Origin of the sequence: Bradyrhizobium sp. SYSU BS000235 (assembly GCF_049747295.1) — a bacterium.
Taxonomy (GTDB): Bacteria; Pseudomonadota; Alphaproteobacteria; order Rhizobiales; family Xanthobacteraceae; genus Afipia.
Window position 1 is genome coordinate 183114 of the sequence record NZ_JBMHJM010000003.1, and the last position, 24346, is coordinate 207459.

A 24346-nucleotide genomic window follows, 5' to 3' on the forward strand; every position below is an offset into this window, starting at 1 on the left:
AGGATTTGATACTAATCCTTGACGTGCCTGACGGAGTCGGCCTAGCTTTGGGACTGTTCGGCGCGGGAGTTTGCAGTCCCGCCGGGCACCTCCCTGAAAGGGTCCAAGAAGACATCTCCGTCGCGCCGTTAGGCCACGGACAGAGGAATTGTCTGCTCTTTTGGGACCCGCCGCAGAAAAGCGAAACCGCGTTCAAGCGCGGAATGAAAAGGCGGGTTTGGGGCGTCGGAGCGAACGGGGTCTGGGAAGTTTCCCGGGGGGACCCTGTGATGCTCCAGCAGAGTTAACAGGCCGGAGCATCGGTTGATGTGAACGGCGAATGGCGAACCAACGGGTTCGCAAATTGAAATCTCCGGCGCTACCGTTGCGGACGGTCGCGCCTGGCAACGACGGGGCACTACGATGCGAATTGAACGCCGCTACACCAAGGACGGTCAGTCACCTTACGCCGAGATCGAATTCCGGCTGACGACCAGTGAGATTCGCAATCCCGATGGCTCGGTGGTGTTCCGCCTTGAGAACGTCGAGGTTCCGGAATTCTGGTCGCAGGTCGCGTCCGACGTCTTGGCGCAGAAGTATTTCCGCAAGGCCGGCGTCGCTGCACGGCTGAAGAAGGTCGAGGAAGAGACCGTTCCGTCCTGGCTGTGGCGCTCGGTCCCGGATACCGAGGCACTCGACGCCCTGCCCGAGGCTGAGCGCTTCGGCAGCGAACTCTCGTCCAAGCAGGTCTTCGATCGCCTGGCCGGTTGCTGGACCTATTGGGGCTGGAAGGGCGGCTACTTCACCTCGGAAGACAACGCACGCGCCTTCTACGACGAGCTGCGCTTCATGCTCGCAAAGCAGATGGTCGCGCCAAATTCGCCGCAATGGTTCAACACCGGTCTGCACTGGGCCTATGGCGTCGACGGTCCGGGCCAGGGCCACTTCTACGTGGACTGGAAGACCGGCAAACTGACCAAGTCCAAATCCGCCTATGAGCATCCGCAGCCGCATGCCTGCTTCATCCAGGGCATCGAGGACGATCTCGTCAACGAAGGCGGCATCATGGATCTGTGGGTGCGTGAAGCGCGCCTGTTCAAATACGGCTCCGGCACCGGCTCCAACTTCTCGCGCCTGCGCGGCGAAGGCGAAAAGCTGTCCGGCGGCGGCCGTTCGTCCGGCCTGATGTCGTTCCTCAAGATCGGTGATCGCGCAGCCGGCGCCATCAAGAGCGGCGGCACCACCCGCCGCGCCGCCAAGATGGTCGTGGTCGATGCGGATCACCCGGACATCGAAACCTATATCGACTGGAAGGTTCGCGAGGAGCAGAAGGTTGCGGCCCTCGTCACCGGCTCCAAGGTTAACCAGAAGCACCTCAAGGCCATTCTGAAGGCCTGCGTGAACTGCGAAGGCCCGGGTGAAGATTGCTTCGATCCGGAGAAGAACCCTGCCCTGCGCCGCGAGATCAAGCTCGCGCGCCGTGCGCTCGTTACCGACAACATGATCAAGCGCGTGATCCAATTCGCCAAGCAGGGCTACACGGACATCGCGTTCGACACCTACGACACCGACTGGGATTCGGAAGCCTACCTCACCGTCTCCGGCCAGAACTCCAACAATTCGGTCTCGCTGAAGGATGACTTCCTGCGCGCGGTGGAAACCGACGGCGACTGGAATCTGATCGGCCGCGTCAACAAGAAGATCACCAAGACGCTGAAGGCCCGCGACCTGTGGGAGAAGATTGGCTACGCCGCATGGGCCTCCGCCGATCCCGGCCTGCACTTCAACACCACCATGAACGACTGGCACACCTGTAAGGCGTCCGGCGACATCCGCGCCTCCAATCCGTGCTCGGAGTACATGTTCCTGGACGATACCGCGTGCAACCTCGCCTCGGCCAACCTGCTGACGTTCTACGATACCCAGACCCGCCGTTTCGACGTCGAGGCTTACGAGCATCTGTGCCGGCTCTGGACCGTCGTGCTCGAAATCTCGGTGATGATGGCGCAGTTCCCATCCAAGGCGATCGCTGAACTCTCCTATGAATTCCGCACGCTGGGCCTCGGCTACGCCAATATCGGCGGCCTGCTGATGACCATGGGTCTGTCATACGACTCCAAGGAAGGCCGTGCGCTGTGCGGCGCGCTGACCGCGGTCATGACCGGCGTGGCCTACGCCACCTCGGCTGAGATGGCCTCGGAGCTCGGCACCTTCCCCAGCTACAAGAAGAATGCAGCGCACATGCTGCGCGTCATCCGCAATCATCGTCGTGCCGCGCATGCCAATGCCTCGGGGTACGAAGCCCTCGCCGTCAATCCGGTGCCGCTTGATCACGCAAGTTGCCCGCAGGCCGATATCGTGACCCATGCCAAGGCCGCCTGGGACAAGGCCCTCGAACTCGGCGAACAGCACGGCTATCGCAACGCGCAGACGACTGTGGTCGCGCCGACCGGCACCATCGGTCTGGTGATGGATTGCGACACCACAGGCATCGAGCCTGACTTCGCGCTGGTGAAGTTCAAGAAGCTTGCAGGCGGCGGCTACTGGAAGATCATCAACCGCGCTGTTCCGGAAGCGCTCCGCGCGCTCGGCTATCCTGAAAGCGAGATCGCCGAGATCGAGGCTTATGCTGTCGGTCACGGCTCGCTGTCGAATGCCCCCGGCATCAACAACTCGACGCTCAGGGCAAAAGGCTTCACCGATGAAGCCCTCGCCAAGATCGAGAAGGCACTGCCGACCGCGTTCGACATCAAGTTCGCTTTCAACAAGTGGACGCTTGGCGAAGACTTCATCCGCGACGCGCTCGGCATCGCCCCCGACGTCAGCAATGCGCCGGGCTTCGATCTGCTCGCCACCCTCGGATTCTCCAAGCGTGACATCGAAGCCGCGAACGTCCACATCTGCGGCGCGATGACCGTGGAAGGCGCACCTCACCTGAAAGCCGAGCACTATCCGGTGTTCGACTGCGCCAACCCCTGCGGCAAGATCGGCAAGCGCTATTTGTCGGTCGAGAGCCACATCCGCATGATGGCGGCATCGCAGCCCTTCATCTCGGGCGCGATCTCGAAAACCATCAACATGCCGAACGACGCGACGGTGGAGGACTGCAAGTCAGCCTACCTGCTGTCATGGAAGCTCGCGCTGAAAGCCAACGCGCTCTACCGCGACGGCTCGAAGCTCTCGCAACCGCTCAATGCCCAGCTCATCTCGGATGACGATGAAGAGGACGATGCGGTCGAGGCGTTGTACGACAAGCCGATGGCGGCGCGCACCACGCAAATCGCGGAGAAGATCGTCGAGAAAATCGTCGAGCGCGTCACGGTGATCCGTGAGCGCGAGAAGATGCCGGATCGCCGCAAGGGCTATACCCAGAAGGCTGTGGTCGGCGGACATAAGGTCTACCTGCGCACCGGCGAATATGACGACGGCCGCCTGGGCGAGATCTTCATCGACATGCACAAGGAAGGCGCCGCGCTCCGCTCCTTCATCAACAACTTCGCCATCGCCGTGTCGCTCGGTCTGCAATACGGCGTGCCGCTTGAGGAATATGTCGACGCCTTCACCTTCACCCGCTTTGAGCCAGCGGGTCCGGTGCAGGGCAACGACTCCATCAAGTACGCGACCTCGATCCTCGACTACGTGTTCCGTGAACTCGCGGTCAGCTACATGTCGCGTTACGACCTCGCCCACGTCGATCCGACCGAGTCGAACTTCGATGCGCTCGGCAAGGGTGTCGAGGAAGGCAAGTCGCCGGAAGACGGTCAGCACACCGCGACCAAGTATCTCTCGAAGGGTCTCACCCGCTCTCGCAGCGACAATCTCGTCGTGATGCGCGGCGGTGCCGCGACCTCCGTGGCTTCGACCGCGAGCGATGCACCGGCCGGCGGCGCACGCGTCACGGCACTGGCATCGAGCGGTTCAGCGGCCGAAGGCGCCACCGCGCTGAAAACGGCAGAACCGGAGCGTGATCTTTCGCCGACCGAAAAGCTCGAGGCGCAAGCGTGGGGCAAGGCAGGTTCAGCGGCAGCCGCTGCAGCACCGTCAAAAGCCGAACGCCGCGCCGAAGCCAAGGCCAAGGGTTACGAAGGCGACATGTGCGGCGAGTGTTCGAACTTCACGCTGGTGCGCAACGGCACCTGCATGAAGTGCGACACGTGCGGAAGCACGACGGGCTGCAGCTAACAGTTCGGAGCTGTTGTTGTAGATGTGAGCGGCACGTTGGTTTGCCTCACGGTATCTTACAGCCGCAGCCTTGGCACGTTAGATATGCCGCAGTTAGTAAATTGCGCCTAGCGCCGAAAAACCCGCCTGAAACGGCGGGTTTTTTCAGCTTCATTCGTCTGCATGGGATGTTGCGGCTACCGGAACGCCAAACAGCAGTTACACCGCGCCAGCACTGACGACGAACGTCGGCTGAAACCGCCTGGACCAAATTTAGGCGAAGGACTTCATCAAAAAACCATCGCCAAGCCGATGACTTGAAGAGCATCCAATTCGATTAAAATCATACGTCATCGGCGATACCGCGACTTGTCGAGGTCGGGAGCTTGACATGCAAGGGAACATACGCGGAACATTTCTTTAACGAAGGAGGCGATCGCGATGCGAGTTGATGATCTTGAAGACCGATTTGAGAGGGCACAGGACCAGTTTTGGGAAAGGCATGGGTTTTACGACCTCACCGATAGCGAGAGAAAATGGTTGGAGTGCCTGGAAAGGCTCAAAAACACGGTCGACATCGTACCCGCAGCATTGCGTGATCACGCCGCAGAATTAATTGCGGTAGACGCAACGAAAGCCCGCCAGGTTGTTGAGAATATGATCGAGCAAATCGGGCCTGACTACTTTCCGGCGAATGCGGCCAGTTTCGTCATGGCGATGGCTCAAAGCCTAGAAGCGCAAGCCTCCTCGCCGTTTGGCGATTACAGGGGCGAAAAGCAAGAATAAATCTCAGGGGTTTTCTTCGAATTTCGCATAAGGAAACTTATGCGCATGTTCTACACGCTCGATTTTGGCACTGGCTGGTGTCCTTGTTGACCCCCACATAAGATCGGCACAGACCCGATAAGATCGGCCCAGCCCCCACATAAGATCGGCATATTTGGAAAGCCCAGAGATCGGCTCGCTCATCATAAGGCCGACGTGTTCACAGAGAATCTGGCCATCAGCTATGACAGACAAGCCACGCGTAATGCGTGCTGGTCACGGATAGGAAATACGAGCGAGCTTCCGCAGCGAACTACTGCTGCGTCTCTGCGGGATACTCGTCAAAGATTGCCTTGGTGGCGAGGTCAAACTTGGCCATTGCCGCTTGATGGTCCGGCCGGCCAATCGCGTGCAGCTTCATCCCGGCAATTTCCGCGATGACTTCCGCGAGCGTCCGATCCTGGATCGTCTTGGACCGAGATATCGAGCTCCTCCGCAATGCCTTCCATTAGTGCCCGGAACATGAATGTTTGGGCGAAGTATCGATCAATTTGCGCGGGCGACTCCATCGGACCGTGAGGTCAGGATTCTCGGAATTGCCCAACGTCAGATCGACGTTTTTCTCTCGGCGCGCTCTCTTTCCTCATCTTCATGCAGCGACCGGTAATATTCCTCGGCGTCAAAGTCGTATTCCACATCCGGAACCTCTGACTCGATCAACTCAGCGCCGTTCGCGTAATAGTCCTCCAGCAAAAGGAACGCCTTGCCGATGTCGTTGAGGACGACGTTGATCTTGTGCTCCTCGACCTCTTCATATCCCGACCGCTGGGGCATATCGTTTAAGACAGCCACGGCCACACGTTGGCCATGTATTCACCGATGCTGTGCGTCGGATACCAAGCGCTAATGAGATGGTCCGCTTCGCTATCGTCCATGTTGTCGGCGCTGAAATAGATACTAACGTCCCGGAAGCCCAGACTCTTGTTCACCCATTCCTCGATCGAGAAATAGACCTCCTCCTTCGAGGCGAATTCCCTCATTAACGGAAGATCGAAGGTCAACCGGAGCCTACGGAAGGCAGTGACATCGGAGACCCCCTTTTCCAGACCTTCAGCCGCCTGCGCATTCAGAATCTGCGTCGGCGGTATCTCGATGGACCAACGTCCCCGCTTCCCATACTTGACCTGATCCTCTTCCACCCGCTGCCACAGCGTCAGTCCCCTGTCGGGATCATGCAGAATGATGGCAACCGGGAGGGAGTGGCTTCGCCAATGCCGCAGGTGCCGCTCTTCACCATAGAAGACATAGGTCTCGCCCCGCTTGCGGAAGACGGACTTTCCGCTCTTGATCTGGAGCGCCAAGAGCCGGCCAATCGGCTCGTCCCGGTTTGTCACCTCAACGTGGGCATCGATCCCCCAATCGGAGATCGGTTGCTCTCGAAAAATCCACTTCAACTCCCTGAGGAAAATGCCCTCTACGGCATTCACCCCCTCTCTATCCACTTGCTTCATCAGCCATTCTCAAGCTTTTCACCGCTTAGACTATGACGACAGTAAAGTTGGCCACCAAAATCGGAACAAACCAGCAACTTCGCCCTTGTATGGAACCTGCAACCGGAGGATACAGGAGCTTGCTACTACAACGACTGATTCGCTCCTTTAGTTCGGAAACCGGGTAATGGCAAAGAATTCAGTAAAGGCTACGGGCACTTCCCGCATCAAGTTCATCATGTTCGACGCCGAAATTGCCGACGATCAGATCCAGTCGCTGACGCAGGCAATCACAAACGCATTGCGCGGTCCTACGGGAGCGCCAAGTAATCGTCGACTACGCATTCAAGCTGTGATCGATCAATATAAGGCACCCGCTTTGCTTTTATTTTTTCGAGCGGGTTAGCGTTGTTGTCCCAGAAATTTGGCGACGAGTTGTCCGAGCCGTAGCGGGTGAAAGCAATTCGCTTTGCTGGATGATATTATTTCTCGCACTGGACGTTTTTAACGCACCTTCCGCTGAAGCTTCAAATGACCTGAAGGAGACAGAATGACACCGGACAAGGTCGACGAACTCACCGAACGAGTGGCATGGCTAGAACGAAAGATGGTTCGGATCCTCTGGCTCTTAATATCGGTGACGTCGGCGTTGGTAGGACTCATGGTGGCCTACGTCGTCGATAATTCCTTTGGTTGGCTCTCAGTACTTGTGGCGGTCGTGATATGGCTCACGGCGGGGCTTATTTTGCAGCGGCAAGAGTTTAAGGGCGCTCCGAAGCAAGTCCAATTTATCGACCCATAGTCATACCCGCCAGCTTATGGATTGATCGTTCGGGAGAGCGCGAAAGCGCCGCGCGCGGAGACTCCTAAATCCGCCATCTTTACGAACTTTACGAATTTACCGACCCATGTCATGATGCTCCGACGGAGATTGGATCATGGCAGCTACAAAATCGAAGGCGGGCGTTCGTCGCGGGACGAGTCGCCGAGGCCGGACCGCCGGAAAATCGTCCTTCAACACAACGGCGTTTTTCATCGGACTGGATGAGACCCAGCCAAAAGGAACGGCCGGCTTTAAGCTGAAGGTCCCAGACGCCGCGTCCAAGGTGCTCACTAAAAACCCCAAGCGGATGAAGGCGCTCTTACAAGGCTATGGGGATGCCATCCACAAGAGCCGCACGGCCGGCCGGCGGGTCAGCTTTCGCGTCGATGTAGATGCCGAAGGGAGGACGCTCGTGACGCCCATTGAGGAGACTGTCGCCGCACCTGCGTCGATAGCGGAAGAGGCCACGGCGGCAGCCCCTGAACTGCAGTTAGCGCTGGCCGCGGCGCGAGATCGCGGCCGCTCGCGTGCCGCCGAGATCCTCAACGGCGACGACATGCTGAGCGCGGATGCGTTCGCCAAGATGCTCGGCACCACCCGGGTGACGGTGAACACGAAGCGCCAGAGCGGCCGAGTTTTGGGACTGGACGGCGCGAAGCGCGGCTTTCGTTTCCCAATCTGGCAGCTCGACGCCGAGGGCAAGCCCTATGCCGAGCTTCCGGTCCTGCATGAGCGTTTAGGCGGCCCTTGGGCGGTTTATCGCTTTCTCGTGCAGCCGCACGGCGAACTTGGTGGCTTGACTGGGCGCGCAGCTCTTGAGCGCGGGAAGATCAAGGCGGCACTTGCGGCGGCCGAGAGCGTCGGGAGGGATTTCGGCTAAATGCCGTCGGCGACATGGACCACTGATCAATCGCTGCCTTCTCGAACCGTCTCCGCCGCCAACGATCCCTCAGGGAGCGGCCGCAGCAGTTCCGCCTGGGGCTTGGTCAGATAAATCCAGTGAGCCCAATCTTTCGGCTTCAGCACAACGATCTGCCTATTATGATAGGGCTCGACATCTGGCCCCGGCTCGGTGGTCAACATCGCAAAAGCAGATGTCCCACCATTCTTTCCTTCCCGCCAAATCCCCGCGATCGCCAAAAACGGCTCGCCGTTGAGCGTGAAGCGGTGCTTCGCTTTCGGATACTTCTTCCCAGTGAACTCGAAAAATGCCGACGCCGGGATCAAGCAGCGGTGCGATTTCTCGAAATTCCGCCCTTCAGAGCGAAAGTTGAACACCGGGCCTCCCCGTGATCCGGGGGGGCGGCAAGCTGAAGTTCATTGGGACGAGCTCGATGCCGTTGCCATCGCCATTCCGACGTCCGAGGTAAAGCCCATCAAAACGATTTTCCCTCACTGCATAGCCAACGATGACCAGCGTCTCACGCTGCCGGCATGTGGACTTGATCCAATCATTGGTTCGTTCCGATCGATACCGGCTGCCCTTGCGCTTCGAGACGATGCCTTCGATCCCCATTTCGCAGGCGCGCGCAAAGATTGCCGCTCCCTCCGCCTCAAAGCTGTCGCTAAATAAAATCTCGGTCTTTCGGACGAGCTCGCGAAGCCGCTCTTTGCGATGCTCGAGCGACACGGCACGTAAGTCGTTGCCGTTAAGGTAGAGCAGGTCAAACGCATACATCACGAGCTTGTCTGACCGCTTCGCTCTGATCTCCTCCTGCAGCACGGAAAAATCCGATACCCCGTCTGCCGCCGGGGCAACGACTTCGCCATCGATGATCGCCGAGCGCGCATTGATGCGCCAAGCGTCTGTCGCGATCTTTTTGAAACGGGACGTCCAGTCGTAACCGCGCCTGGTAAAGACCTTCACCGCATCGTTGGCGACGTGAATCTGTACACGATAGCCATCGAACTTAACTTCGTGAATCCATTCTCCGCCCTTCGGGGGGCGACGTAGTTGCTCTGCGAGAGCCGGTTTGATGAAGCCGGGAAACGCAGCCTTTTTGCCGACCTTCTCTTTAACGACGCGACGCAACTCACGCTCCTAAAGCAAAGGCCCCGCCGCTGGGGACGACGAGGCCTCTCACGCTGCCGTGTACATCCGACGTTCAGCGCTGCTGATCTTTCAAGCTTGATAATGCCGCGCTCTTGATGCGGTTCCGATTCCCGGGAACTTTGGCCGGGGTCTGGAATTAGATGCAATTCAACGGAGGCGCGCGCATTTCATGAAGCACCCAACCAGCAGAACGTGGAAGACTGAAGATCTCGAGAAGCTTCAAAAATTCGTTGAGACCGGCGTATCCCCTGTAAGGGCGGCGTTCATTTCAAGCGAAGCTTAGCAGCAGTTCAAGGAAAAGCACGCCAAGAAGGATTTCCCTTCCCGGATCAGCGCGACCTCGCACGAGCGCGGCGGTCCATTCGAGATCAGAAGACCGAAAAGTGCCAGATATCATGACCCCTATGCTGGTAGGAGAAAACTCATCGCAAAAATGGTGTGGGGATTAATTGCGGTTCTCTGTCTATTTCTAACCGTACAAATGCCCTCCTGAGTGGGCCCGCGCGCGGAAAAGCGGCTCGATATCCGGATCTTGCTGGCCACTGGTCAGACAAGCCCTCGCATCAATCATCGGAGTCCGCTGTTGGGCAAGCCTTAGAAAATCGACGATTAGAAGGCGCCGCGATGAACCGCCCTATTTTACTTCAGCAATCACCCCTGTCCGTTCCCAGATTAGCAGCGCGTTATGACCGGGCTCGAACGGACGATCTAACTCATCACGAAACGCAATCAAATTAATTCCGGCTCGCACCATCCTGGATAGATCAGTTTTCCATTCCTCGGAGTAAGCTACGTATTCTGCCAACGCCCAGTCATGCTTGCCTCTCGTTGGTCGGAGCTCGATGGCGAATTGGAGAGGCCGAGCTTCCACGGCTGCCTGACCGCCTAGGAGCCAAAGGGAGGCGACGGCGTTTCTGAGCTCACACCATGCCTTAAGACGCTCGAGAAGCTCCGGCTCCAACACTACCTCCACGAAAAATAACGGCGCCGCGGGCTCGAACGGTTATGCGCAACAGCCGCGGCCCCGGCGAAGAGAGCGGCTAGGATTGAGCTTCTAACGGCGTGTGCCAGAAATTCCTGACGCATTCGCCGCCTTGGCCAGACATGGCCGCGCGGCATTGCTGGTAGGTATCGTAAATCACCCGGGCCTGCCGACGTTCTCGGGCAATACCTGTGTCCTGAGCATTCACCGCTCCTGAGGCCGCGACCGTCAGCAAAGCGGCGGCCAAAAAAAGTTGCTTCATCGGGTACTCCACCGTGGTTTTCCGGATAAAGCGAATTTACTGCGCGTGTTCCGTAATGCTCTTGGCGTCCGCCGTTAATGTCTTGGCGTCCGCCGTTAATGAAAGGCGCGACCAATCGTCCGGTTGGGAACAGATCGATCAGCTTTCGATTGCGATGTTGGCAACGGTTGACGGCGACGGCAATTTCAAAGGAACGACGCGGTATCGATCGAATCCAACACCACGAACAGGCTGATCGTGAACGAGCGGTGACAAAACAAGACGACCGCCGCTTTGTCGGCGGCCGAGAACACACTAAAAAATCCGAGGAGAAGAAGGACGATGACAGAGATTAGGGACATTTTCGTTGCGGGTCTTCGCAACGCTCACGCCATGGAAACCCAAGCTCGGGAAATGATGGAACGCCAGTCAGAAAGGCTAACGGATTATCCAGACGTGCAGGCTAAGGTGAAGAGCCATCTCGCTGAGACTGAAGGTCAAATGAAGAGATTAGAAGACTGTCTGGCAAAATTCGACGAGAGCACCTCGTCGCTAAAAGATACCGCGCAATCCTTCATTGGTAATATGGCGGCGATGGCGCACGCCACCGCTGATGATGAGGTCCTTAAGAACACGTTGGCTAACAACGCGTTCGAAAACTATGAAATCGCCGCCTACAAATCGCTGTTAGCCATGTGTGGTCCGGCCGGTGCTGATAACTGTGTAGCCGCGCTCGAAACCAACCTGCACGAAGAGGAAGCAATGGCTGAATGGATTTCAGCGAATATCGCAAAGGTCACTACTGCTTACCTGCAGAAACAGTCAAGAGCAGCGGCCTAGGAAATTTATCGGACGGAACTAGGTGCGCCTCCCGTTTCGCGGCTGATTGTCAGACGAGCCGGCATACGAACATTGCGTGTCGGAGCAATTCGAAAGCACGGGGCCTCACATAGGAACACGCGTAACTACGGGGCATTGGTCATATTATTCCTCCAGCTCCCGAGGCTCCCATGTATCATCACGTTAAAAAACTCATGTACACCGTTCGCGTCGACGAACCCGATCCTCGCTTCGGCAACATGCTCCTGGAACAGTTCGGTGGCGCGAACGGGGAGCTCGCGGCCGCCATGCAATATTCCATTCAGGGCCTGAATTGCGAAGATCCGGATCGCAAAGATCTCCTGATGGATATCGGCACCGAAGAGCTGAGCCATCTGGAAATCGTGGGCTGCCTCGCGCGCATGCACCTGAAGCCGATGAAGTTCGATCGCGAGAAAGCCGAGGCCGATCCCCTCATCGCCATTGCGGGCGGTGGCGGCGTCAATCTTTTCAATTCGCAAGGCAATCCCTGGACCGCCGACTATCTGAAGATCACCGGCGAGCTCGATGTCGATCTGCGCAGCAACATTGCCGCCGAAGCCCGGGCCAAGATCGTCTACGAGCGGCTGATCAACTTCTGCGATGACGCTGGCAGCAAGGACGCGCTGCAGTTCCTGATGACGCGCGAGATCACGCACATGAAGGCGTTCGCGGCCGCCCTGGAAAGCATGAACAAGCCAGCGTTCTCCATCGGCAAGCTCGCGCCCACCCCGGGACTGGTCAATCAGTTCTTCAACGACTCCACTGGCGCAGGCGACGAAGGCGAAATCGATACCCGCGGCCCCTGGAACGAGGGTGGCGATTGGGAGTTCGTGAGCGCACCAGCCCTTCAGGCCCAGCCGCCCGGCGAAGAGGCGTCTGCCATCAAGACCGAGAGTTCACCACCCACGGCACCTGAGGGACTGAACGACCTTCTGGTCGACGAACTCCGCGACATCCTGCACGCCGAGAAGCAGCTCACCAAGGCGCTTCCGAAAATGGCGAAGTTCGCCCGCTTCGAGCGTCTTCGCGAATTGTTCGAGCAGCACCTTGTAGAAACTGAAAGCCAGGTCGAGCGGCTCAATGAGTGCCTCTCATTGCTAGGCGCAACTGCACGCGTCAAGCCCTGCAAAGGCATGATGGGCCTGGTCGAGGAAGGTCAGGAAGTGATGGACGAGGGCAAAACAAAGGACGATGCGGCGGCGGACCTTGCGTTGATCGGCGCGGCGCAACGAGTCGAGCACTATGAGATTTCCGCCTATACAACGGCGAAGAATCTCGCCTTGCAGCTTCGCCACAGCGCTCTCGTGGAACTGCTGTCGAAATCGCTCGCCGAGGAGGAAAATTCCGACCAGTTGCTAAATCAGGTCTCGCGAACGCTGATGTCAGTCGCCAAGATGCCGGCCGCCCTCGAGAGTGTGGAAGAAGCAACGAGCCGCATTTAACGTCAAGGCGTCAAACTCCGATCCCGGGTGCCTCGCGAGCCACCCGGATCATCATTTACGGGGTGGCAAACGATCTGGAGCGCAGCTCATGAAGCCATCTGATCAATTCAGGCAGAACGCCTATAATTGCTTGCATCTCGCCGAAAGAGCGCGGGATAAGCCGTCCTCTATGCGTTTCAGGCGCATGGCACGGGCTTGGCGAGCGATCGCGGAAGAGCAAGATTGGCTGGATGGCGAGAAAGCGACTGCCAGCCATGAAGGCGAGAACGATCCCAACGGCGTGTCAGGCAGCTAACATCCCCAGCTAGTGTTACGCTCTTAATGTTCGACCGAGCTCGCAACGAGCCGGTTACGGCCTGCCTCGTTGTTGCGGCGTACCATCAATCTGATTCCACGTACCAAATGATACGGCGCTCGCTCATGAACACGTGTACATTAACTTCATCACCGCGCGGTCTTACCGGCATTTATCGGTGATGAGAGGCCAAATGTCTCCCGCCCAATGTAGTGCGTGGGAGATCCTCATGTCCGACAAATCTATTGCGCAATCACTCGCTCAGCGCCTAGCGAGCGAAAGGCAGCAGCTTGAAATGAAGCTCGCGTCCCTTCCTGCGGGAAGCGGCGAGCGCAAGGCTATTCAGAAAAAACTCAGGCAGATCGAAACAGCGGCGTCTATCGATGGCTGGCTTTCGTCACCCGGACTGCAGCCGCCAACCTAGGGACGAAAAATGAAACATGTGACAAGCCGGACATGGAAACCGGAAGACCTTCAACGTCTTCAACAGTTAGTCGCATCGGGCGTTTCCGCTGCGCGCACAGCGGTATCTCTCCGCCGAAGCATAGTTAGTGTTAAGGCCCATGCAAAACGCCTAGGAACTCCCTTCCCTGACGATCGGCTCTTGAAGCGAGAGCGGCGTGCGCGAGAACACGAATCTAAAGCCGTCCTGAGCAGGCTTTGAGTGGAGTGCGCGCTCGAATCGCCTCTGTTTTGTGGACAAGGTTTTGGATTATTTTTTGTAGGAAGTAGCGACTAATGACACCCCGCGAACGAAAAGACATGCCGTTGATTATTACGGTCTTTGCGATTGTCATCGTGGTTACGACAGCGAGCGCTCTTTGGCGCTGGCATTGAAGATGCAGCCCGGTTACCGAAACAACGACAAGCCTGGGCTTTGTTCTCTTCGCCTCTGGGAACGAGGCGACCCACTGCCTCCCGCGCGCTTTCCAGGATTTCCCCACGGCGCCGGGAGAGCGAAGCGCGACGAGAGCTGGGATTGGAAAGCACCGCATAGGCCAGACAGAGCAGACCAACCGTGACGGCCAGGCTATTAGGATCTTGGAAGATCACTGGACCAACACCCTCGTCGTCCCGCCAATGCCGAGCGCCTTTGCAGCGCCATAGCTGAGATCAATGCAGCGGCCACGAACGAACGGTCCACGGTTGTTGAAGCGAATCGTGATGCTTCCGCCAGTCCGAAGATCGGTAACGGTCACACGCGACCCGAACGGCATTCTTGTGTGATGCGGTAATGGCGCGGGGGTTCATGATTTCGTCGTTAGCTGTCCGTCGCCACTGAATCGGTCGGGCTCCTTTGCCGTCTCTGCAATCCGCCGCTTTCCTTTGGGCGGCGGAAAACTCCGCCCGTTGGTTTGAATGAGCCAGCCGGGGTCCGGGAAATCCTCTTCCTCTTGTACGGAACCCTCGAAAATGACGACGGTTAGCCTGCAACATCAGGAGGACGATCCATGGACAAGGATACGAACGATGCCGTTGGTAAAGTGGGTGAAGTCGTGAGCAACCTCGCCAAGGACCCGATGAAACGCGGTAGCGAATACTATCGCGAAGGAAGCCGCGCGATCGTATCGACCGTGCAGGAGCAACCCCTCGGTTCATTGGTCGTTGCAGCAGCGGTTGGCTTCTTCCTGGCATTGATTATCAATAGATAACTGCGGCCATTCGGCGACAACTGCTCACCCGGCATGGTCTGACATGAGCCAGCCGGGATTTTTCTGCGATGATGTGCGGCCGCGGGAACGCGCGGAGGAAATCGAAATTTTACTGGCGTGACACCTGACTGACCTTCCAGCTAAGGCAACGGTCAGTGTGGCACATTCTGCGGCCGGCTGACGGGCCCTCGACTAGCCAGCCGGTCTCGAAGTGTGTTTAACATCCTTAACTTTCAGTTCTTTGAAGTCGTTTTGTAACCCGCATAAGCATCGCGCAAATGAGAAGGGTTCTAGGCGAACCTGCGACCCGGGCAGGCCGTTCTAACTAGCGCAGGGGCAACTGCGCATGGCACTGACGATGACTGACATGAATAACCGGGAACAACAGATCCTAGCTAGGATCGCGAAATACAAACAGATGATCCCGCATGTGGATGAACTGACCGCCGGTCGCATTCGCTCTCTGATTGAGGACCTGGAACGGCAACAGACCAAGCAACCCGAACGCTAGGCCCAACATGGAGGGAACGTGCGGAGAAGCTTTCTGTTTAGCGGCTGACACATCGTTGCGCCAAGGTGACCTGGGCCGCAGCGGTAGGAGCTCGACATTTCGCCGAGGTTAGGATTATCGCTCACCATGACAGGAAAGCTCCCTTCGGTCGGCGACCCCAACGAAATCGAAAAGCTACGCCGCCACATTCGCATTCTCGTCGATCTTGGCCGACTCGCTGGACAATACTCCGACATTGACCGGTTCCTCGACCAGGCGGTTGTGCAGGTGGCACGCGCCGTCGAGATCGACCACGTCAAGATCTTGCGTTACCGGCGAAAGACCGCGGACCTTCTGATGGCTGCGGGGCTTGGTTGGAAAGAAGGGCTTGTCCGTGTGGCGACGTTCCCGTCGGATCTGCGATCGCCCCCTGGCCGTTCGTTCCAAACAGCGGAATCGGTCTTTATCGCCAACACAGCAAGCGCACCCGGCTTCGTCATCTCTGAGATACTGAAGGAGCACGGCATCGTCTCCCTTGCCAACGTACCGATCCTATTCGACGGCGCCGCCTGGGGAGTGCTCGAGGTTGACAGTTCCTCTTACCGTGAGTTCAGTCATGACACGCTTGAGTTTATGACCGCAGCCGCTGCGATCATCGGCTCGACGGTCCAACGCCAGGCATCTCAGCGCGGTGAAGCTGCTGCCTTGGCAGAAGCCGCAGCAGAGGCGCAGCGTCGGGAGTTGCTACTTCGCGAGCTTCAACATCGGGTAAAGAATAATTTCCAAATCATTCTTTCATCAATAGGCATCCAAAAGCGACGCTTTGAGAATATCGAAATTCAGCGGGCACTCGACCACGTGGCCAATCGGATCAACGCGATCTCACTCGCACACGATCAGCTCTCGCCTCGGCATAATGTACACGCTGTCGATGTGGCTTCGTACCTGCGGGCGCTTTCCGCTTCGATCGAGCAGCAAGTAGACAAGGTTGCAATTGAGTTCGAGGCAGACGAGATCGAGCTGTCCATCGACCGAGCGGTACCGCTTGGTCTCGTGCTCAACGAAGCAGTGACCAATAGCATCAAGCATGCTTTTGGCGAGGCGGGTGGTCAGATTACAATCAGGCTACAAGCAGGCGTCGGCTACGGCGAGGCCCGGCTCACAATTGCGGACAATGGCCGTGGAGTCCAAAGTCCGCGCCCCGGCGGCTCGGGACTCAAACTGATCAGCTCGCTCGCCCGACAGATTGGTGGCGAGGTCAAGCAGGAGAGTTCTCCGAATGGGACGTCAACTTCAGTCACCTTCCCCGTTATAAGTTAAAGTGAACTCGCGCGGGATTTCGCACTTAGCTACAGATTTCGCACCATCGCCTTCGCATCACGGGGAAGTTGGCGCAGACCAGTGGAAGCCAAACAGCAATATCTCGCATTCACAGTTCCTCGCCTCTGCTCAGCAATCCCACTTAGAGCGCTTCCTCCGTGGAACGGGCGCAGCAGATTTCCATTGGACTCATGCCAATCGTTCGATCCGTCCAGACCGGATTCCTGCGGATGGCTCTCAGGATCGGCTGGCCGTGCACTGCAAATCCACGAGGCCAGCCGGTACCTGACATCCCACAGCTTCCGGAGAGCGACATGTTCAAAATACTGATTTTAGCTCTAGTCGCGTTGCTCACTACCGCTTCCGTTCCCGCGTTGGCCCAGGGCTCGGGAGGTGGAAGTGGCGGCGGTGCGGCTGGCGGTAGCGGATCCGCTGCTGGCTCCGCAGGCACTGGCACGTCGACGGCTCCCTCAGCTAACAGCGCTGGTTCGACGCCCGGCACGACCTCAGGTCAGAGCCAGAATAGCCCCAACTCAAACGATGCTGCTGCCACGTCGCCTTCTCAGGCCAATCGAAATTCCGGTGTGGGAACAGCGCCAAATGGCCAACCAGTCGGAAGCCCTGGCTCCGGCTTAGGTTCGCCAGAGCAACCCATCGACAGCCGCGTACGCTGAGAGAACCTGCCTCGGCCTGGGCCGCGGGTCTGCTTTCTGCCACCGCGCTTACGCCAATTCATCCGTCAGCTAATCATCAGACCGCTCGCCTTCGCGGATTTTCTCAATGTCTTCAGGCTCCTTTTCGTCGAGACGGGTTAAATCATTCCGAGCCGCCTTGTGGACGTGGAGCAGTTCGTCCAACTTCGCGTGCAAAGCCTGCGTGTCCCGATGTTCGGAGCGTTGGATCAGCAGTGTCATGCAAAGCGTGAGGACGGTTGTTACAGCGTGCCAATCAAACGATGTGCGGTCGAGCAAAACCCAGACAACAACGTAGCATCCCAGCGCGACGAAGGCCGCGGGTCGCGCAGTCCACGTTCCAGCATTAGTAAGAAAACGCGTCGACCATTGAGGCATATTGAGGAACGGGCAGAGCAGCTGAGGGTTCCATCAACGCCCCTCATGCTCGTACTGAGTATCGCTCAACGGCCGCCACAGCCTGTGTGAAAACGTCGACTTCTCGCTGGTAAATATGATCCCTCAGGAAACGGAGCTCTTTATCCTCTCCCTCCCCGATGAGCGGACATTGAAGCGAGAATAGTCCGACGGTAGGCTGACGAACGCTTAGCCCATTTCTTGGCTTCGCACCCCACGCAGATAACAGCGCGAGTCAACGTTGCACGCGGTCAAAAGTCGCTTAGGTCTCGCGTGCAGTAAAACTCATGGTAAAAACGCCAAGAACATTGACTTGCGTTTAGCATTTTCACCTCGAAGTAAAACGAGGAGTCCGATGCCGCGATATTTCTTCAACATTCGCCATGACCGGCTTTATGAGGATGTAGACGGTCTGGACCTAGACAATAAAGACTCGGCTTGGGAGGCGGCCACCCGATCAGCCGGAGATCACCTGAAAGAGCTCGACGGCCAATTGCGGCCCGGCCACGACTGGCGGATGGAAGTCACAGACGAGTTCGCAAATCCGATCTTCGAGATTCTTGTACGGGCTGAGAAGAAATAAGTCATCTGACAAAGACTAACCGGTCGATACTGGCACAAGAGGGCGGAAGGCGCGGGCAGCGAGTGAGCCAGGATCACTCGTGGCTCGCGCTCTCTTTGACAGAGCGCCGTGGACCCGCCGCCCGCCGGGGCATGCTGGTTTACGCTTCAAAAGAACTGGTTCCCAACTGGATAAAATTAGAACAAAAAACGCGAATGATACTCTCCCAATCAAGACGGCGCGGATCTAATCCCGCATCACTATGTGGGGGTCTGGGATCCTCGGTGGAAATCCGCCTTTCCAACGCCTTGGACCAACACAAGCCGACACGTCTTACCGCCTAGCGGCGTCACACGGTGAGGTACACCAGCGGATACTTCGTACCTCTCGCCAACCTTTAATTGGACGATTTTGTCTGGCCTAAGTGTTTCGATAATGGCGACTCCTTCAAGACAGAAGAAGATGTCGCTGGTGCTTGAATGCCAATGCCATTCGACTTGCTCGTCACCCACCAGACTTAACGCAGAGACTCGCACGTCAGACCCGACCGCGATATGCTCTAGACCATAAGTGCGCTCGCTCGGTGGCCGGATGTTTGTTACAAGTTCCATCGCCTCGCCTCCTTGTTGACGTTCTTCGGCCTCTGCGGCTGAAGTGCCTCGCTGCCGCTTCCAGACATCAAGCAGATCATTTTTCGCGGGGTGAGTCGACTTGGAGTTGAATGCTCATGCGTGAGGCTCGGATAGCACGATACTGAGTTTGATGCGCACTCGCGTGGCCACGAGAGACCCGCCCAGGCTCGGACGCTGTGCTAATATTGGATATTGGACCACGACTCAGAACAACGACGCTTCCTTGTCAGACCCTCATCGCAAGATCATTCATATCGACATGGATGCGTTCTACGCATCGGTTGAGCAACGCGATAATCCGGAGCTGCGCGGCAAGCCAGTCGCGGTGGGCGGCTCGGCGGCACGCGGTGTTGTGGCGGCGGCGAGCTACGAGGCACGCAAATTCGGCGTTCGCTCCGCGATGCCCTCCGTAACAGCGAAGCGGCAGTGTCCAGATTTGATCTTTGTTAAGCCGCGCTTCGATGTCTACAGGGCTGTTTCCGCACAGATCCGGGAGATTTTCGCCGAACACACACCGATCATCGAGCCACTCTCGCTCGACGAGGCCTATCTCGACGTCACCGAAAATCTCCAAGGCATTCCGCTGGCTCGAGACGTCGCGCTGGCGATCCGTGCCAAGATCAAGGCTGAGACCGGCCTCAACGCGTCCGCTGGGATCTCATACAATAAATTCTTGGCGAAGCTCGCCTCCGACTACCGCAAGCCGAATGGACAGTTTGTGATTACTCCCGACACGGGCCCAGCGTTCGTTGAAGTCCTGCCCGTCGCCAAGTTCCACGGTATCGGGCCCGCCACAAGCGCGAAGATGAATGCGCTAGGCCTCTACACTGGTCTCGACATGCGCAACCAGACGCTAGAATTCATGCAAGCGAACTTCGGCAAGGCCGGAGCGTACTACTATTGGATTGCGCGAGGCATCGACAACCGTGAGGTCCGATCAAACCGACCCCGGAAAACGGTTGGCGCCGAGAACACGTTCTCTACTGATCTCAGCGATTTTGACGCCATGGCTGCCGAGTTGGCGCCATTGATCGAGAAGGTGTGGCGGTACTGCGAAAGCGCCAGTATCCGGGCTCGAACGGTTACGCTGAAAGTAAAGTTCAACGACTTCGAGATCATTACACGTAGCAAATCGGTGCCGGTCGCGATCTCCAGCCGCAGCGGACTGGAGAGCTTATCAATCGCATTGCTTCAGAAAGAAATGCCACTTCCTAAGCCGGTCCGCCTTCTTGGCGTCTCGCTGTCGGCCCTTCAGGACGAAACTGAGAGCGACCCGGGCCAACTGACCTTTTCGCTTTAGCGTACCATTGCTTCTGCTGTGACATTGAGGAGCTGTGCACCTCGCTCGAAAATTTGTGCCGCTCGAGCACACGGCGGATTCGACAAGTGCGAGAGGCGTCGTACGCGGGTTCTCACTACCGATTTCGTATCGTTTCTGGTGCGAAACTGTGTGCGGTTAACTTTTCGTCATCATCGCGCTCACTTCATCAAGCCGGCCGCCGTAAGAGCACGCGTGATCACTGCATTGACGTCGATGCCGCTTTGGCGTCTCCGGGTTCTCGATCCAAACCCGCCTGAGTTTGATTGTTTCTGTTGATCGTTCCTAAGAACTTCAAGTACCGGCGGCGTTGTTGTCAATGAAGTCTCTCGGGCTTTGTGCACCTTTCCGGTCAGCCCGAAAAATTTCGCAATATGAAATGATGAAGATATTCCCGTCTCGATGAGAAACGCTCCTTCGGTGCCGAATAGCTCGCCGTTTTCTGCAATCCCAAGCGGCGTGCCATGAGCCATATTGCTGATTGTGAACGATTCAACAGCTGTCTGTCCCTCGGAATTTCGCCACGACTTTCGTGGATGGCCGTCGACCATGTCTTCAGACTTCGGCGACAGCGGAAGTCCGTGGACATCCAGCCATTGCTTGATGATCTCATCGGCGTTGACCGGATTGACAGTGCGATCCGCACTTCCGTGCCAAACCGATAATTTCGGCCATGGTCCTTGATGAGGTGAAGCTCGCCGAACCAGATCTCCCAGCTCACGGTGCGATCGATACGGGGCCTGGAACATGCTGCTAAGCGCTTCCTTCACATTGCTCGCGACGCCGTATGGAAGCCCAGCAATGATCGCGCCCCCAGCAAATACCTCGGGGTACGTTGCAAGCATGACAGATGTCATCGCACCGCCGGCGGATAAGCCGGTGACAAAAATATGCTGCGGATCGATACCGTGCTTGCGCACCATGTGATCGATCATTTGACGAATCGAGAGCGCCTCACCGCTGCCTCGTATCGTGTCTTCGGGATTGAACCAGTTGAAGCAACCGTTGGCATTGTTCGATGTTGTTTGCTCCGGCATGAGGAGCGCAAATCCGTAACGCTCCGCCAACGTCGACCATCCAGCACCCGCGTCGTAACCTCGAGCGTTTTGCGTACACCCATGGAGCACGACAACCAGTCCACTTTTTGGGGGAATGCTTTCAGGCACAAACGAAAGCATTCGCAAATTGCCGGGGTTCGATCCGAATCTTGACGTCTCGATTAATGGACTTCGAGCAGTACCGGATCCTGGGGATCGATGAAACCCGCCTAATCCAGCTATTTTGTCCAGCTTGGGAAGGCGTCGAAGAAACTCGATGTTTTTTGCTAGGGACACGGCAGTTCCTTGGTCAGAAAGACTACAAACTGCCACGAAGCCAGAAAGTTGCTGCACTGCACATAATAAACACGAAGCTCAGAAGTTGGTTTCATAGTGGCGGGGAACCGAGCGCGCAGCGGAGCGCTTAACCGCTCGCCCTCGGATCTTCTCAAGGTCTTCAAGCTCTTTCTCGTCGAGAGGGATTAGATCATTCCGAGCCGCTTTGTGGACGGGGAGCAGTTCATCCAACTAAGCTTGCAGAGCCTGCGTGTCGTTGAAATACGAGGGTCATGCAAAGCGTGAGAACTGTTGTTGCGGCGTGCCAATCAAAAGATTCGCGGTCGAACAGGACCCATAGGATGACGTAGCATCCGAGCGCGGGGAAGGCTGCGGGTCGCGCAGTCCACGTCCCAGCATTAGTAAGAAATCGCGTCGACCATTGCGGCATATCGATGAACGGACGAAGCAGCTGAGGGTTGCGTTAGTACATTGCCTGCTAATCAGTTTCGCTCAGCCTTCGATCCTGGCCGATCGTTCGATGCCAAGTCTTTACGAACCCACTGCCATGGCTGAGTTCTCTAGTACTGGAGCAGGCGCGACGGATCGGTTCATCGGAGTAACGCGAATGGCTCTCTATGCTCTGCATGTCCAAGCTTCGACATCCGATGCAATCTGAACTGAAACGGTGAAATTGTCGCTATGACCTTCGTGTCACTCCAGAAGCAGATCCGATCTCTCTACGAGGGTGCAACACCGAGCGGCATCTTCTTCCGTTATGCTCTGCTCGCATTCGATATTGTTACGGTGCTGTTCATCATCGCGACATCTTTCCTGCCCTCCAGCCAAGTTATTGAAACGCTCGACGTTTTGTTCGGGCTCGTGATCCTTGCCGACTTCTCGGCCCGCCTACTTGTTAGCCGGCATCGGCTGCGCGACTTCACGCGCCTCTCGACCTGGACCGACATCGTCGCGATCGTTTCATTCCTGGCGCCCCTGGCAGGCGAAGCCGGCGGCTTTCTCCGAATTTTGCGAACGTTGCGGCTGTTGCGTGACTATCAAATGCTGGTGCGGCTACGGGTCGATAGCCCGTTCTTTCGGCGCAACGAGGAGGTGCTCTTTGCCGTCACCAACCTCGCAGTGTTCATCTTCGTGATGACTGCAGTCGTTTACGAAACCCAGAAGTTTCGCAATGATCAGATCGCCAATTATGCCGATGCGCTATATTTCACCGTCACAGCACTGACGACGACTGGCTTTGGCGACATTACCCTGCATGGTACGGTCGGCCGCTTAATTTCAGTGGTCATCATGATTTTTGGCGTAACCTTGTTCTTCAATCTCGCCCGCGCGCTCTTGACGCCGAGCAAGGTGCGGTTCCCCTGCCCGACCTGTGGGCTCCCAGCGCCACGATAGCGATGCTGTGCATTGCAAGGCGTGTGGCACGGTGTTGAACATTCCCGATGAAGGCTTGACCTAGCCACCTCCCGGCAAACTGAAACCGCAGCTGATATTCAGCAATGGCTTACACGGCGGAAGCGCCTTAGGTGCGTCGGTTTCGAGAACAACCTTCCTAAATTTGTGCGTCTACCTCGATTTACCCTTAAGAACGCTGAGCCGTCCGTCGCCTTCCAGAGTTGCCAACTTTATCTCCGCGTAGTCCTCGACACTCTGCTCGCGCAACTGCGACCTCAATTCATCCTCGGTAATCATCTCCTTGCGCAGGTTCTGCGGAAGCAATCTGCCGTTACGAATGAGCGTGAGGCTTGGCGGCTTCAGATACGGCCTCGTTGCTGGAAATCGCCAGGCCATCCAGTCCAACAGATATTCCCACGCAACGATTGTAAGAACGAGGGCAAGACCCTCAGTGACCGAGCCATACTCTTTTCCAAGGCCATTCTGAGCAGCATCGGCAATCAGCACGATTACAAGGAGGTCCGCAGGTCCGAAATGACCCGCCTGGCGTCGCGCCATGAAGCGCATGATCATGAATAGCCCAAGGTACATGAGACTTCCGCGGACGACGATCTCTGCGAGGCCAATCGCCGGCACGAAGACGGAATTCCAGTCTACCGATGGATACATGGCTTGCTCCAAGCGGCGCGAAACACGCCCTTTGCAGACGTGAACTTAGTTATCCGAAATAGCATCCAGCAATCGGTCGAGGAAAACCACCTGCCCCTTCAAAATTCTTGTTCGAGCCTCCTCAATACGAAACCAAGCGGCGCGGTCGAGTTCCGGAAACGTTTTTCGTCTGCCCGATCTCGTTGGCCACTCCATCTCGAATGTGTTGCTCCGAAGACTGTCAGCGTCCCAGTCCTCTTCGACTGCCCAGACGTGTACGACTTTGCCACCGGACTGTTTGGCCTCGCCGAGGGGCAGTGACTTGCCGCGTGGGCGATGTCCCGTCTCCTCGGCAAACTCTCGCTTTGCCGCGGCTAGGAGCGTTTCATTTTCTGCGATCAGTCCCTTGGGGATTGACCACGAGCCCAGGTCTTTCCTGCTCCAGAAAGGTCCGCCGGGATGACCGAGCAATACTTCAATGCCATTTTCCATGCGCCGAAAAAGCAGAATTCCTGCGCTCTGTTTGCTGGATACCATTTTCACTTTGTACGCTAGGCCGCGCGGCTCGCTGCTTGCCGCCTGCCTGAAATGGGGGTGGAACTACCAAAAAAGGAGAAGGTCGAAGCGTGACACGCCGCTAAAGGCAGTCAACAAGCAAGTTGACCGCGTGTGGCAGGCGCCACCGTTACTTTGCCGGACTTCATCTACTATCGTCAGCCCGATGCGTTATATGTTCGGACGGGCTCGCGGCGAACTGGTCACCGTCGGTCTCACGGCACTTGCTCGCCCCGAAAAAAAAGCCGCTAGAGCTCCCA

General features: G+C 57.2%; 24 protein-coding genes and 3 pseudogenes. 16 read left to right on the forward strand and 11 right to left on the reverse strand.

Features of this window, described 5'->3' with window-relative positions; genetic code table 11:
- Nucleotides 1–402: 402 nt before the first annotated feature.
- Both ACP0KA_RS27495 and ACP0KA_RS27500 read left to right on the forward strand, forming a co-directional pair.
- Nucleotides 403–4161, forward strand: a complete 3759-nt coding sequence (locus ACP0KA_RS27495) for a vitamin B12-dependent ribonucleotide reductase (protein WP_424632132.1) — start codon at nt 403–405, stop codon at nt 4159–4161.
- A gap of 420 nt (nt 4162–4581) precedes the next feature.
- Nucleotides 4582–4926: a hypothetical protein gene (locus ACP0KA_RS27500; RefSeq protein WP_424632133.1), complete on the forward strand. Its 345-nt coding sequence runs from the start codon at nt 4582–4584 to the stop codon at nt 4924–4926.
- Between the two features lie 585 nt (nt 4927–5511).
- On the opposite strand, the gene ACP0KA_RS27505 is transcribed toward ACP0KA_RS27500, so the two are convergent.
- Both ACP0KA_RS27505 and ACP0KA_RS27510 read right to left on the reverse strand, forming a co-directional pair.
- Nucleotides 5512–5757, reverse strand: a complete 246-nt coding sequence (locus ACP0KA_RS27505) for a hypothetical protein (RefSeq protein ID WP_424632134.1) — start codon at nt 5755–5757, stop codon at nt 5512–5514.
- Nucleotides 5745–6416, reverse strand: coding sequence for a DUF4365 domain-containing protein (locus tag ACP0KA_RS27510; protein WP_424632135.1), 672 nt, complete (start codon nt 6414–6416; stop codon nt 5745–5747). Before ACP0KA_RS27510 ends, ACP0KA_RS27505 begins: the two co-directional genes overlap by 13 nt.
- 166 nt (nt 6417–6582) lie before the next feature.
- Here ACP0KA_RS27510 and ACP0KA_RS27515 point away from each other — a divergent pair, with 166 nt between their 5' ends.
- The 3 genes from ACP0KA_RS27515 to ACP0KA_RS27525 all read left to right on the forward strand — a co-directional run bounded on the left by ACP0KA_RS27515 (nt 6583) and on the right by ACP0KA_RS27525 (nt 8098).
- Complete coding sequence (locus ACP0KA_RS27515; RefSeq protein WP_424632136.1) at nt 6583–6801, forward strand: hypothetical protein; 219 nt, start codon at nt 6583–6585, stop codon at nt 6799–6801.
- A 144-nt stretch (nt 6802–6945) separates the two neighbouring features.
- Complete coding sequence (locus ACP0KA_RS27520) at nt 6946–7197, forward strand: hypothetical protein (RefSeq protein ID WP_424632137.1); 252 nt, start codon at nt 6946–6948, stop codon at nt 7195–7197.
- A 136-nt stretch (nt 7198–7333) separates the two neighbouring features.
- Nucleotides 7334–8098, forward strand: a complete 765-nt coding sequence (locus ACP0KA_RS27525) for an XRE family transcriptional regulator (protein ID WP_424632138.1) — start codon at nt 7334–7336, stop codon at nt 8096–8098.
- A gap of 26 nt (nt 8099–8124) precedes the next feature.
- Here the strand turns inward: ACP0KA_RS27525 and ACP0KA_RS27530 are convergent.
- From ACP0KA_RS27530 to ACP0KA_RS27540, 3 genes and pseudogenes are all read right to left on the reverse strand, one after another.
- A pseudogene (locus tag ACP0KA_RS27530) lies at nt 8125–8614 on the reverse strand (SOS response-associated peptidase family protein).
- 54 nt (nt 8615–8668) lie between these two features.
- A pseudogene (locus tag ACP0KA_RS27535) lies at nt 8669–9250 on the reverse strand (RNA ligase family protein); the annotation flags it as partial.
- A 1061-nt stretch (nt 9251–10311) separates the two neighbouring features.
- Nucleotides 10312–10515, reverse strand: coding sequence for a hypothetical protein (locus ACP0KA_RS27540; protein ID WP_424632139.1), 204 nt, complete (start codon nt 10513–10515; stop codon nt 10312–10314).
- Between the two features lie 321 nt (nt 10516–10836).
- On the opposite strand from ACP0KA_RS27540, the gene ACP0KA_RS27545 reads away from it, so the two are divergent.
- The 4 genes from ACP0KA_RS27545 to ACP0KA_RS27560 all read left to right on the forward strand — a co-directional run bounded on the left by ACP0KA_RS27545 (nt 10837) and on the right by ACP0KA_RS27560 (nt 13516).
- On the forward strand, nt 10837–11334 hold the full coding sequence (locus ACP0KA_RS27545; protein WP_424632140.1) for a ferritin-like domain-containing protein: 498 nt from the start codon (nt 10837–10839) through the stop codon (nt 11332–11334).
- A gap of 170 nt (nt 11335–11504) precedes the next feature.
- Complete coding sequence (locus ACP0KA_RS27550) at nt 11505–12797, forward strand: DUF892 family protein (RefSeq protein WP_424632141.1); 1293 nt, start codon at nt 11505–11507, stop codon at nt 12795–12797.
- 88 nt (nt 12798–12885) lie between these two features.
- Nucleotides 12886–13092, forward strand: a complete 207-nt coding sequence (locus ACP0KA_RS27555; RefSeq protein ID WP_424632142.1) for a hypothetical protein — start codon at nt 12886–12888, stop codon at nt 13090–13092.
- A 229-nt stretch (nt 13093–13321) separates the two neighbouring features.
- Nucleotides 13322–13516 carry a hypothetical protein gene (locus tag ACP0KA_RS27560; RefSeq protein ID WP_424632143.1) on the forward strand — a complete coding sequence of 65 codons (195 nt, stop codon included), beginning with the start codon at nt 13322–13324 and terminating at the stop codon, nt 13514–13516.
- 625 nt (nt 13517–14141) lie between these two features.
- Here the strand turns inward: ACP0KA_RS27560 and ACP0KA_RS27565 are convergent.
- On the reverse strand, nt 14142–14309 hold the full coding sequence (locus ACP0KA_RS27565; RefSeq protein ID WP_424632144.1) for an RlpA-like double-psi beta-barrel domain-containing protein: 168 nt from the start codon (nt 14307–14309) through the stop codon (nt 14142–14144).
- A gap of 234 nt (nt 14310–14543) precedes the next feature.
- Here ACP0KA_RS27565 and ACP0KA_RS27570 point away from each other — a divergent pair, with 234 nt between their 5' ends.
- From ACP0KA_RS27570 to ACP0KA_RS27580, 3 genes are all read left to right on the forward strand, one after another.
- The gene (locus tag ACP0KA_RS27570; protein WP_424632145.1) at nt 14544–14744 is read left to right on the forward strand and encodes a hypothetical protein; all 201 of its coding nucleotides are present in this window, start codon (nt 14544–14546) and stop codon (nt 14742–14744) included.
- Nucleotides 14745–15090: 346 nt separating this feature from the next.
- Nucleotides 15091–15255: a hypothetical protein gene (locus tag ACP0KA_RS27575; protein ID WP_424632146.1), complete on the forward strand. Its 165-nt coding sequence runs from the start codon at nt 15091–15093 to the stop codon at nt 15253–15255.
- 126 nt (nt 15256–15381) lie between these two features.
- The gene (locus tag ACP0KA_RS27580; RefSeq protein WP_424632147.1) at nt 15382–16554 is read left to right on the forward strand and encodes a sensor histidine kinase; all 1173 of its coding nucleotides are present in this window, start codon (nt 15382–15384) and stop codon (nt 16552–16554) included.
- A 743-nt stretch (nt 16555–17297) separates the two neighbouring features.
- Here ACP0KA_RS27580 and ACP0KA_RS27585 read toward each other — a convergent pair.
- Complete coding sequence (locus tag ACP0KA_RS27585; RefSeq protein ID WP_424632148.1) at nt 17298–17624, reverse strand: low affinity iron permease family protein; 327 nt, start codon at nt 17622–17624, stop codon at nt 17298–17300.
- A 373-nt stretch (nt 17625–17997) separates the two neighbouring features.
- Here ACP0KA_RS27585 and ACP0KA_RS27590 point away from each other — a divergent pair, with 373 nt between their 5' ends.
- Nucleotides 17998–18225, forward strand: coding sequence for a DUF6894 family protein (locus ACP0KA_RS27590; protein ID WP_424632149.1), 228 nt, complete (start codon nt 17998–18000; stop codon nt 18223–18225).
- A 239-nt stretch (nt 18226–18464) separates the two neighbouring features.
- On the opposite strand, the gene ACP0KA_RS27595 is transcribed toward ACP0KA_RS27590, so the two are convergent.
- Nucleotides 18465–18815 (reverse strand): cupin domain-containing protein, encoded by a 351-nt coding sequence (locus ACP0KA_RS27595; RefSeq protein WP_424632150.1) that lies wholly within the window; start codon nt 18813–18815, stop codon nt 18465–18467.
- A 244-nt stretch (nt 18816–19059) separates the two neighbouring features.
- On the opposite strand from ACP0KA_RS27595, the gene dinB reads away from it, so the two are divergent.
- Nucleotides 19060–20136 carry a DNA polymerase IV gene (dinB, locus tag ACP0KA_RS27600; protein WP_424632151.1) on the forward strand — a complete coding sequence of 359 codons (1077 nt, stop codon included), beginning with the start codon at nt 19060–19062 and terminating at the stop codon, nt 20134–20136.
- A 179-nt stretch (nt 20137–20315) separates the two neighbouring features.
- Here dinB and ACP0KA_RS27605 read toward each other — a convergent pair whose 3' ends face one another.
- Complete coding sequence (locus ACP0KA_RS27605; RefSeq protein WP_424632152.1) at nt 20316–21488, reverse strand: PHB depolymerase family esterase; 1173 nt, start codon at nt 21486–21488, stop codon at nt 20316–20318.
- A 681-nt stretch (nt 21489–22169) separates the two neighbouring features.
- On the opposite strand from ACP0KA_RS27605, the pseudogene ACP0KA_RS27610 reads away from it, so the two are divergent.
- Nucleotides 22170–22947: pseudogene (locus ACP0KA_RS27610) on the forward strand (potassium channel family protein).
- A gap of 107 nt (nt 22948–23054) precedes the next feature.
- Here ACP0KA_RS27610 and ACP0KA_RS27615 read toward each other — a convergent pair.
- On the reverse strand, nt 23055–23552 hold the full coding sequence (locus tag ACP0KA_RS27615) for a DUF421 domain-containing protein (RefSeq protein ID WP_424632153.1): 498 nt from the start codon (nt 23550–23552) through the stop codon (nt 23055–23057).
- A gap of 45 nt (nt 23553–23597) precedes the next feature.
- Nucleotides 23598–24068: an NUDIX domain-containing protein gene (locus tag ACP0KA_RS27620; protein ID WP_424632154.1), complete on the reverse strand. Its 471-nt coding sequence runs from the start codon at nt 24066–24068 to the stop codon at nt 23598–23600.
- On the opposite strand from ACP0KA_RS27620, the gene ACP0KA_RS27625 reads away from it, so the two are divergent.
- Nucleotides 24055–24346 (forward strand): hypothetical protein (locus tag ACP0KA_RS27625; RefSeq protein WP_424632155.1); only part of this gene is annotated, 292 nt, incomplete at its 3' end. The genes ACP0KA_RS27620 and ACP0KA_RS27625 overlap by 14 nt on opposite strands.

What these genes read in the sequence shown, in the direction of transcription:
- ACP0KA_RS27595 (WP_424632150.1), bottom strand. Translation starts at nt 18,815, where the DNA reads ATGGAACTTGTAACAAACATCCGGCCACCGAGCGAGCGCACTTATGGT.
- ACP0KA_RS27500 (WP_424632133.1), top strand. Translation starts at nt 4,582, where the DNA reads ATGCGAGTTGATGATCTTGAAGACCGATTTGAGAGGGCACAGGACCAG.
- ACP0KA_RS27545 (WP_424632140.1), top strand. Translation starts at nt 10,837, where the DNA reads ATGACAGAGATTAGGGACATTTTCGTTGCGGGTCTTCGCAACGCTCAC.
- ACP0KA_RS27620 (WP_424632154.1), bottom strand. Translation starts at nt 24,068, where the DNA reads ATGGTATCCAGCAAACAGAGCGCAGGAATTCTGCTTTTTCGGCGCATG.
- ACP0KA_RS27560 (WP_424632143.1), top strand. Translation starts at nt 13,322, where the DNA reads ATGTCCGACAAATCTATTGCGCAATCACTCGCTCAGCGCCTAGCGAGC.
- ACP0KA_RS27495 (WP_424632132.1), top strand. Translation starts at nt 403, where the DNA reads ATGCGAATTGAACGCCGCTACACCAAGGACGGTCAGTCACCTTACGCC.
- ACP0KA_RS27515 (WP_424632136.1), top strand. Translation starts at nt 6,583, where the DNA reads ATGGCAAAGAATTCAGTAAAGGCTACGGGCACTTCCCGCATCAAGTTC.
- ACP0KA_RS27570 (WP_424632145.1), top strand. Translation starts at nt 14,544, where the DNA reads ATGGACAAGGATACGAACGATGCCGTTGGTAAAGTGGGTGAAGTCGTG.
- ACP0KA_RS27575 (WP_424632146.1), top strand. Translation starts at nt 15,091, where the DNA reads ATGGCACTGACGATGACTGACATGAATAACCGGGAACAACAGATCCTA.
- ACP0KA_RS27615 (WP_424632153.1), bottom strand. Translation starts at nt 23,552, where the DNA reads ATGTATCCATCGGTAGACTGGAATTCCGTCTTCGTGCCGGCGATTGGC.
- ACP0KA_RS27555 (WP_424632142.1), top strand. Translation starts at nt 12,886, where the DNA reads ATGAAGCCATCTGATCAATTCAGGCAGAACGCCTATAATTGCTTGCAT.
- ACP0KA_RS27550 (WP_424632141.1), top strand. Translation starts at nt 11,505, where the DNA reads ATGTATCATCACGTTAAAAAACTCATGTACACCGTTCGCGTCGACGAA.
- ACP0KA_RS27540 (WP_424632139.1), bottom strand. Translation starts at nt 10,515, where the DNA reads ATGAAGCAACTTTTTTTGGCCGCCGCTTTGCTGACGGTCGCGGCCTCA.
- ACP0KA_RS27585 (WP_424632148.1), bottom strand. Translation starts at nt 17,624, where the DNA reads ATGCCTCAATGGTCGACGCGTTTTCTTACTAATGCTGGAACGTGGACT.
- ACP0KA_RS27590 (WP_424632149.1), top strand. Translation starts at nt 17,998, where the DNA reads ATGCCGCGATATTTCTTCAACATTCGCCATGACCGGCTTTATGAGGAT.
- ACP0KA_RS27525 (WP_424632138.1), top strand. Translation starts at nt 7,334, where the DNA reads ATGGCAGCTACAAAATCGAAGGCGGGCGTTCGTCGCGGGACGAGTCGC.
- ACP0KA_RS27510 (WP_424632135.1), bottom strand. Translation starts at nt 6,416, where the DNA reads ATGAAGCAAGTGGATAGAGAGGGGGTGAATGCCGTAGAGGGCATTTTC.
- ACP0KA_RS27565 (WP_424632144.1), bottom strand. Translation starts at nt 14,309, where the DNA reads ATGCCGTTCGGGTCGCGTGTGACCGTTACCGATCTTCGGACTGGCGGA.
- ACP0KA_RS27580 (WP_424632147.1), top strand. Translation starts at nt 15,382, where the DNA reads ATGACAGGAAAGCTCCCTTCGGTCGGCGACCCCAACGAAATCGAAAAG.
- ACP0KA_RS27520 (WP_424632137.1), top strand. Translation starts at nt 6,946, where the DNA reads ATGACACCGGACAAGGTCGACGAACTCACCGAACGAGTGGCATGGCTA.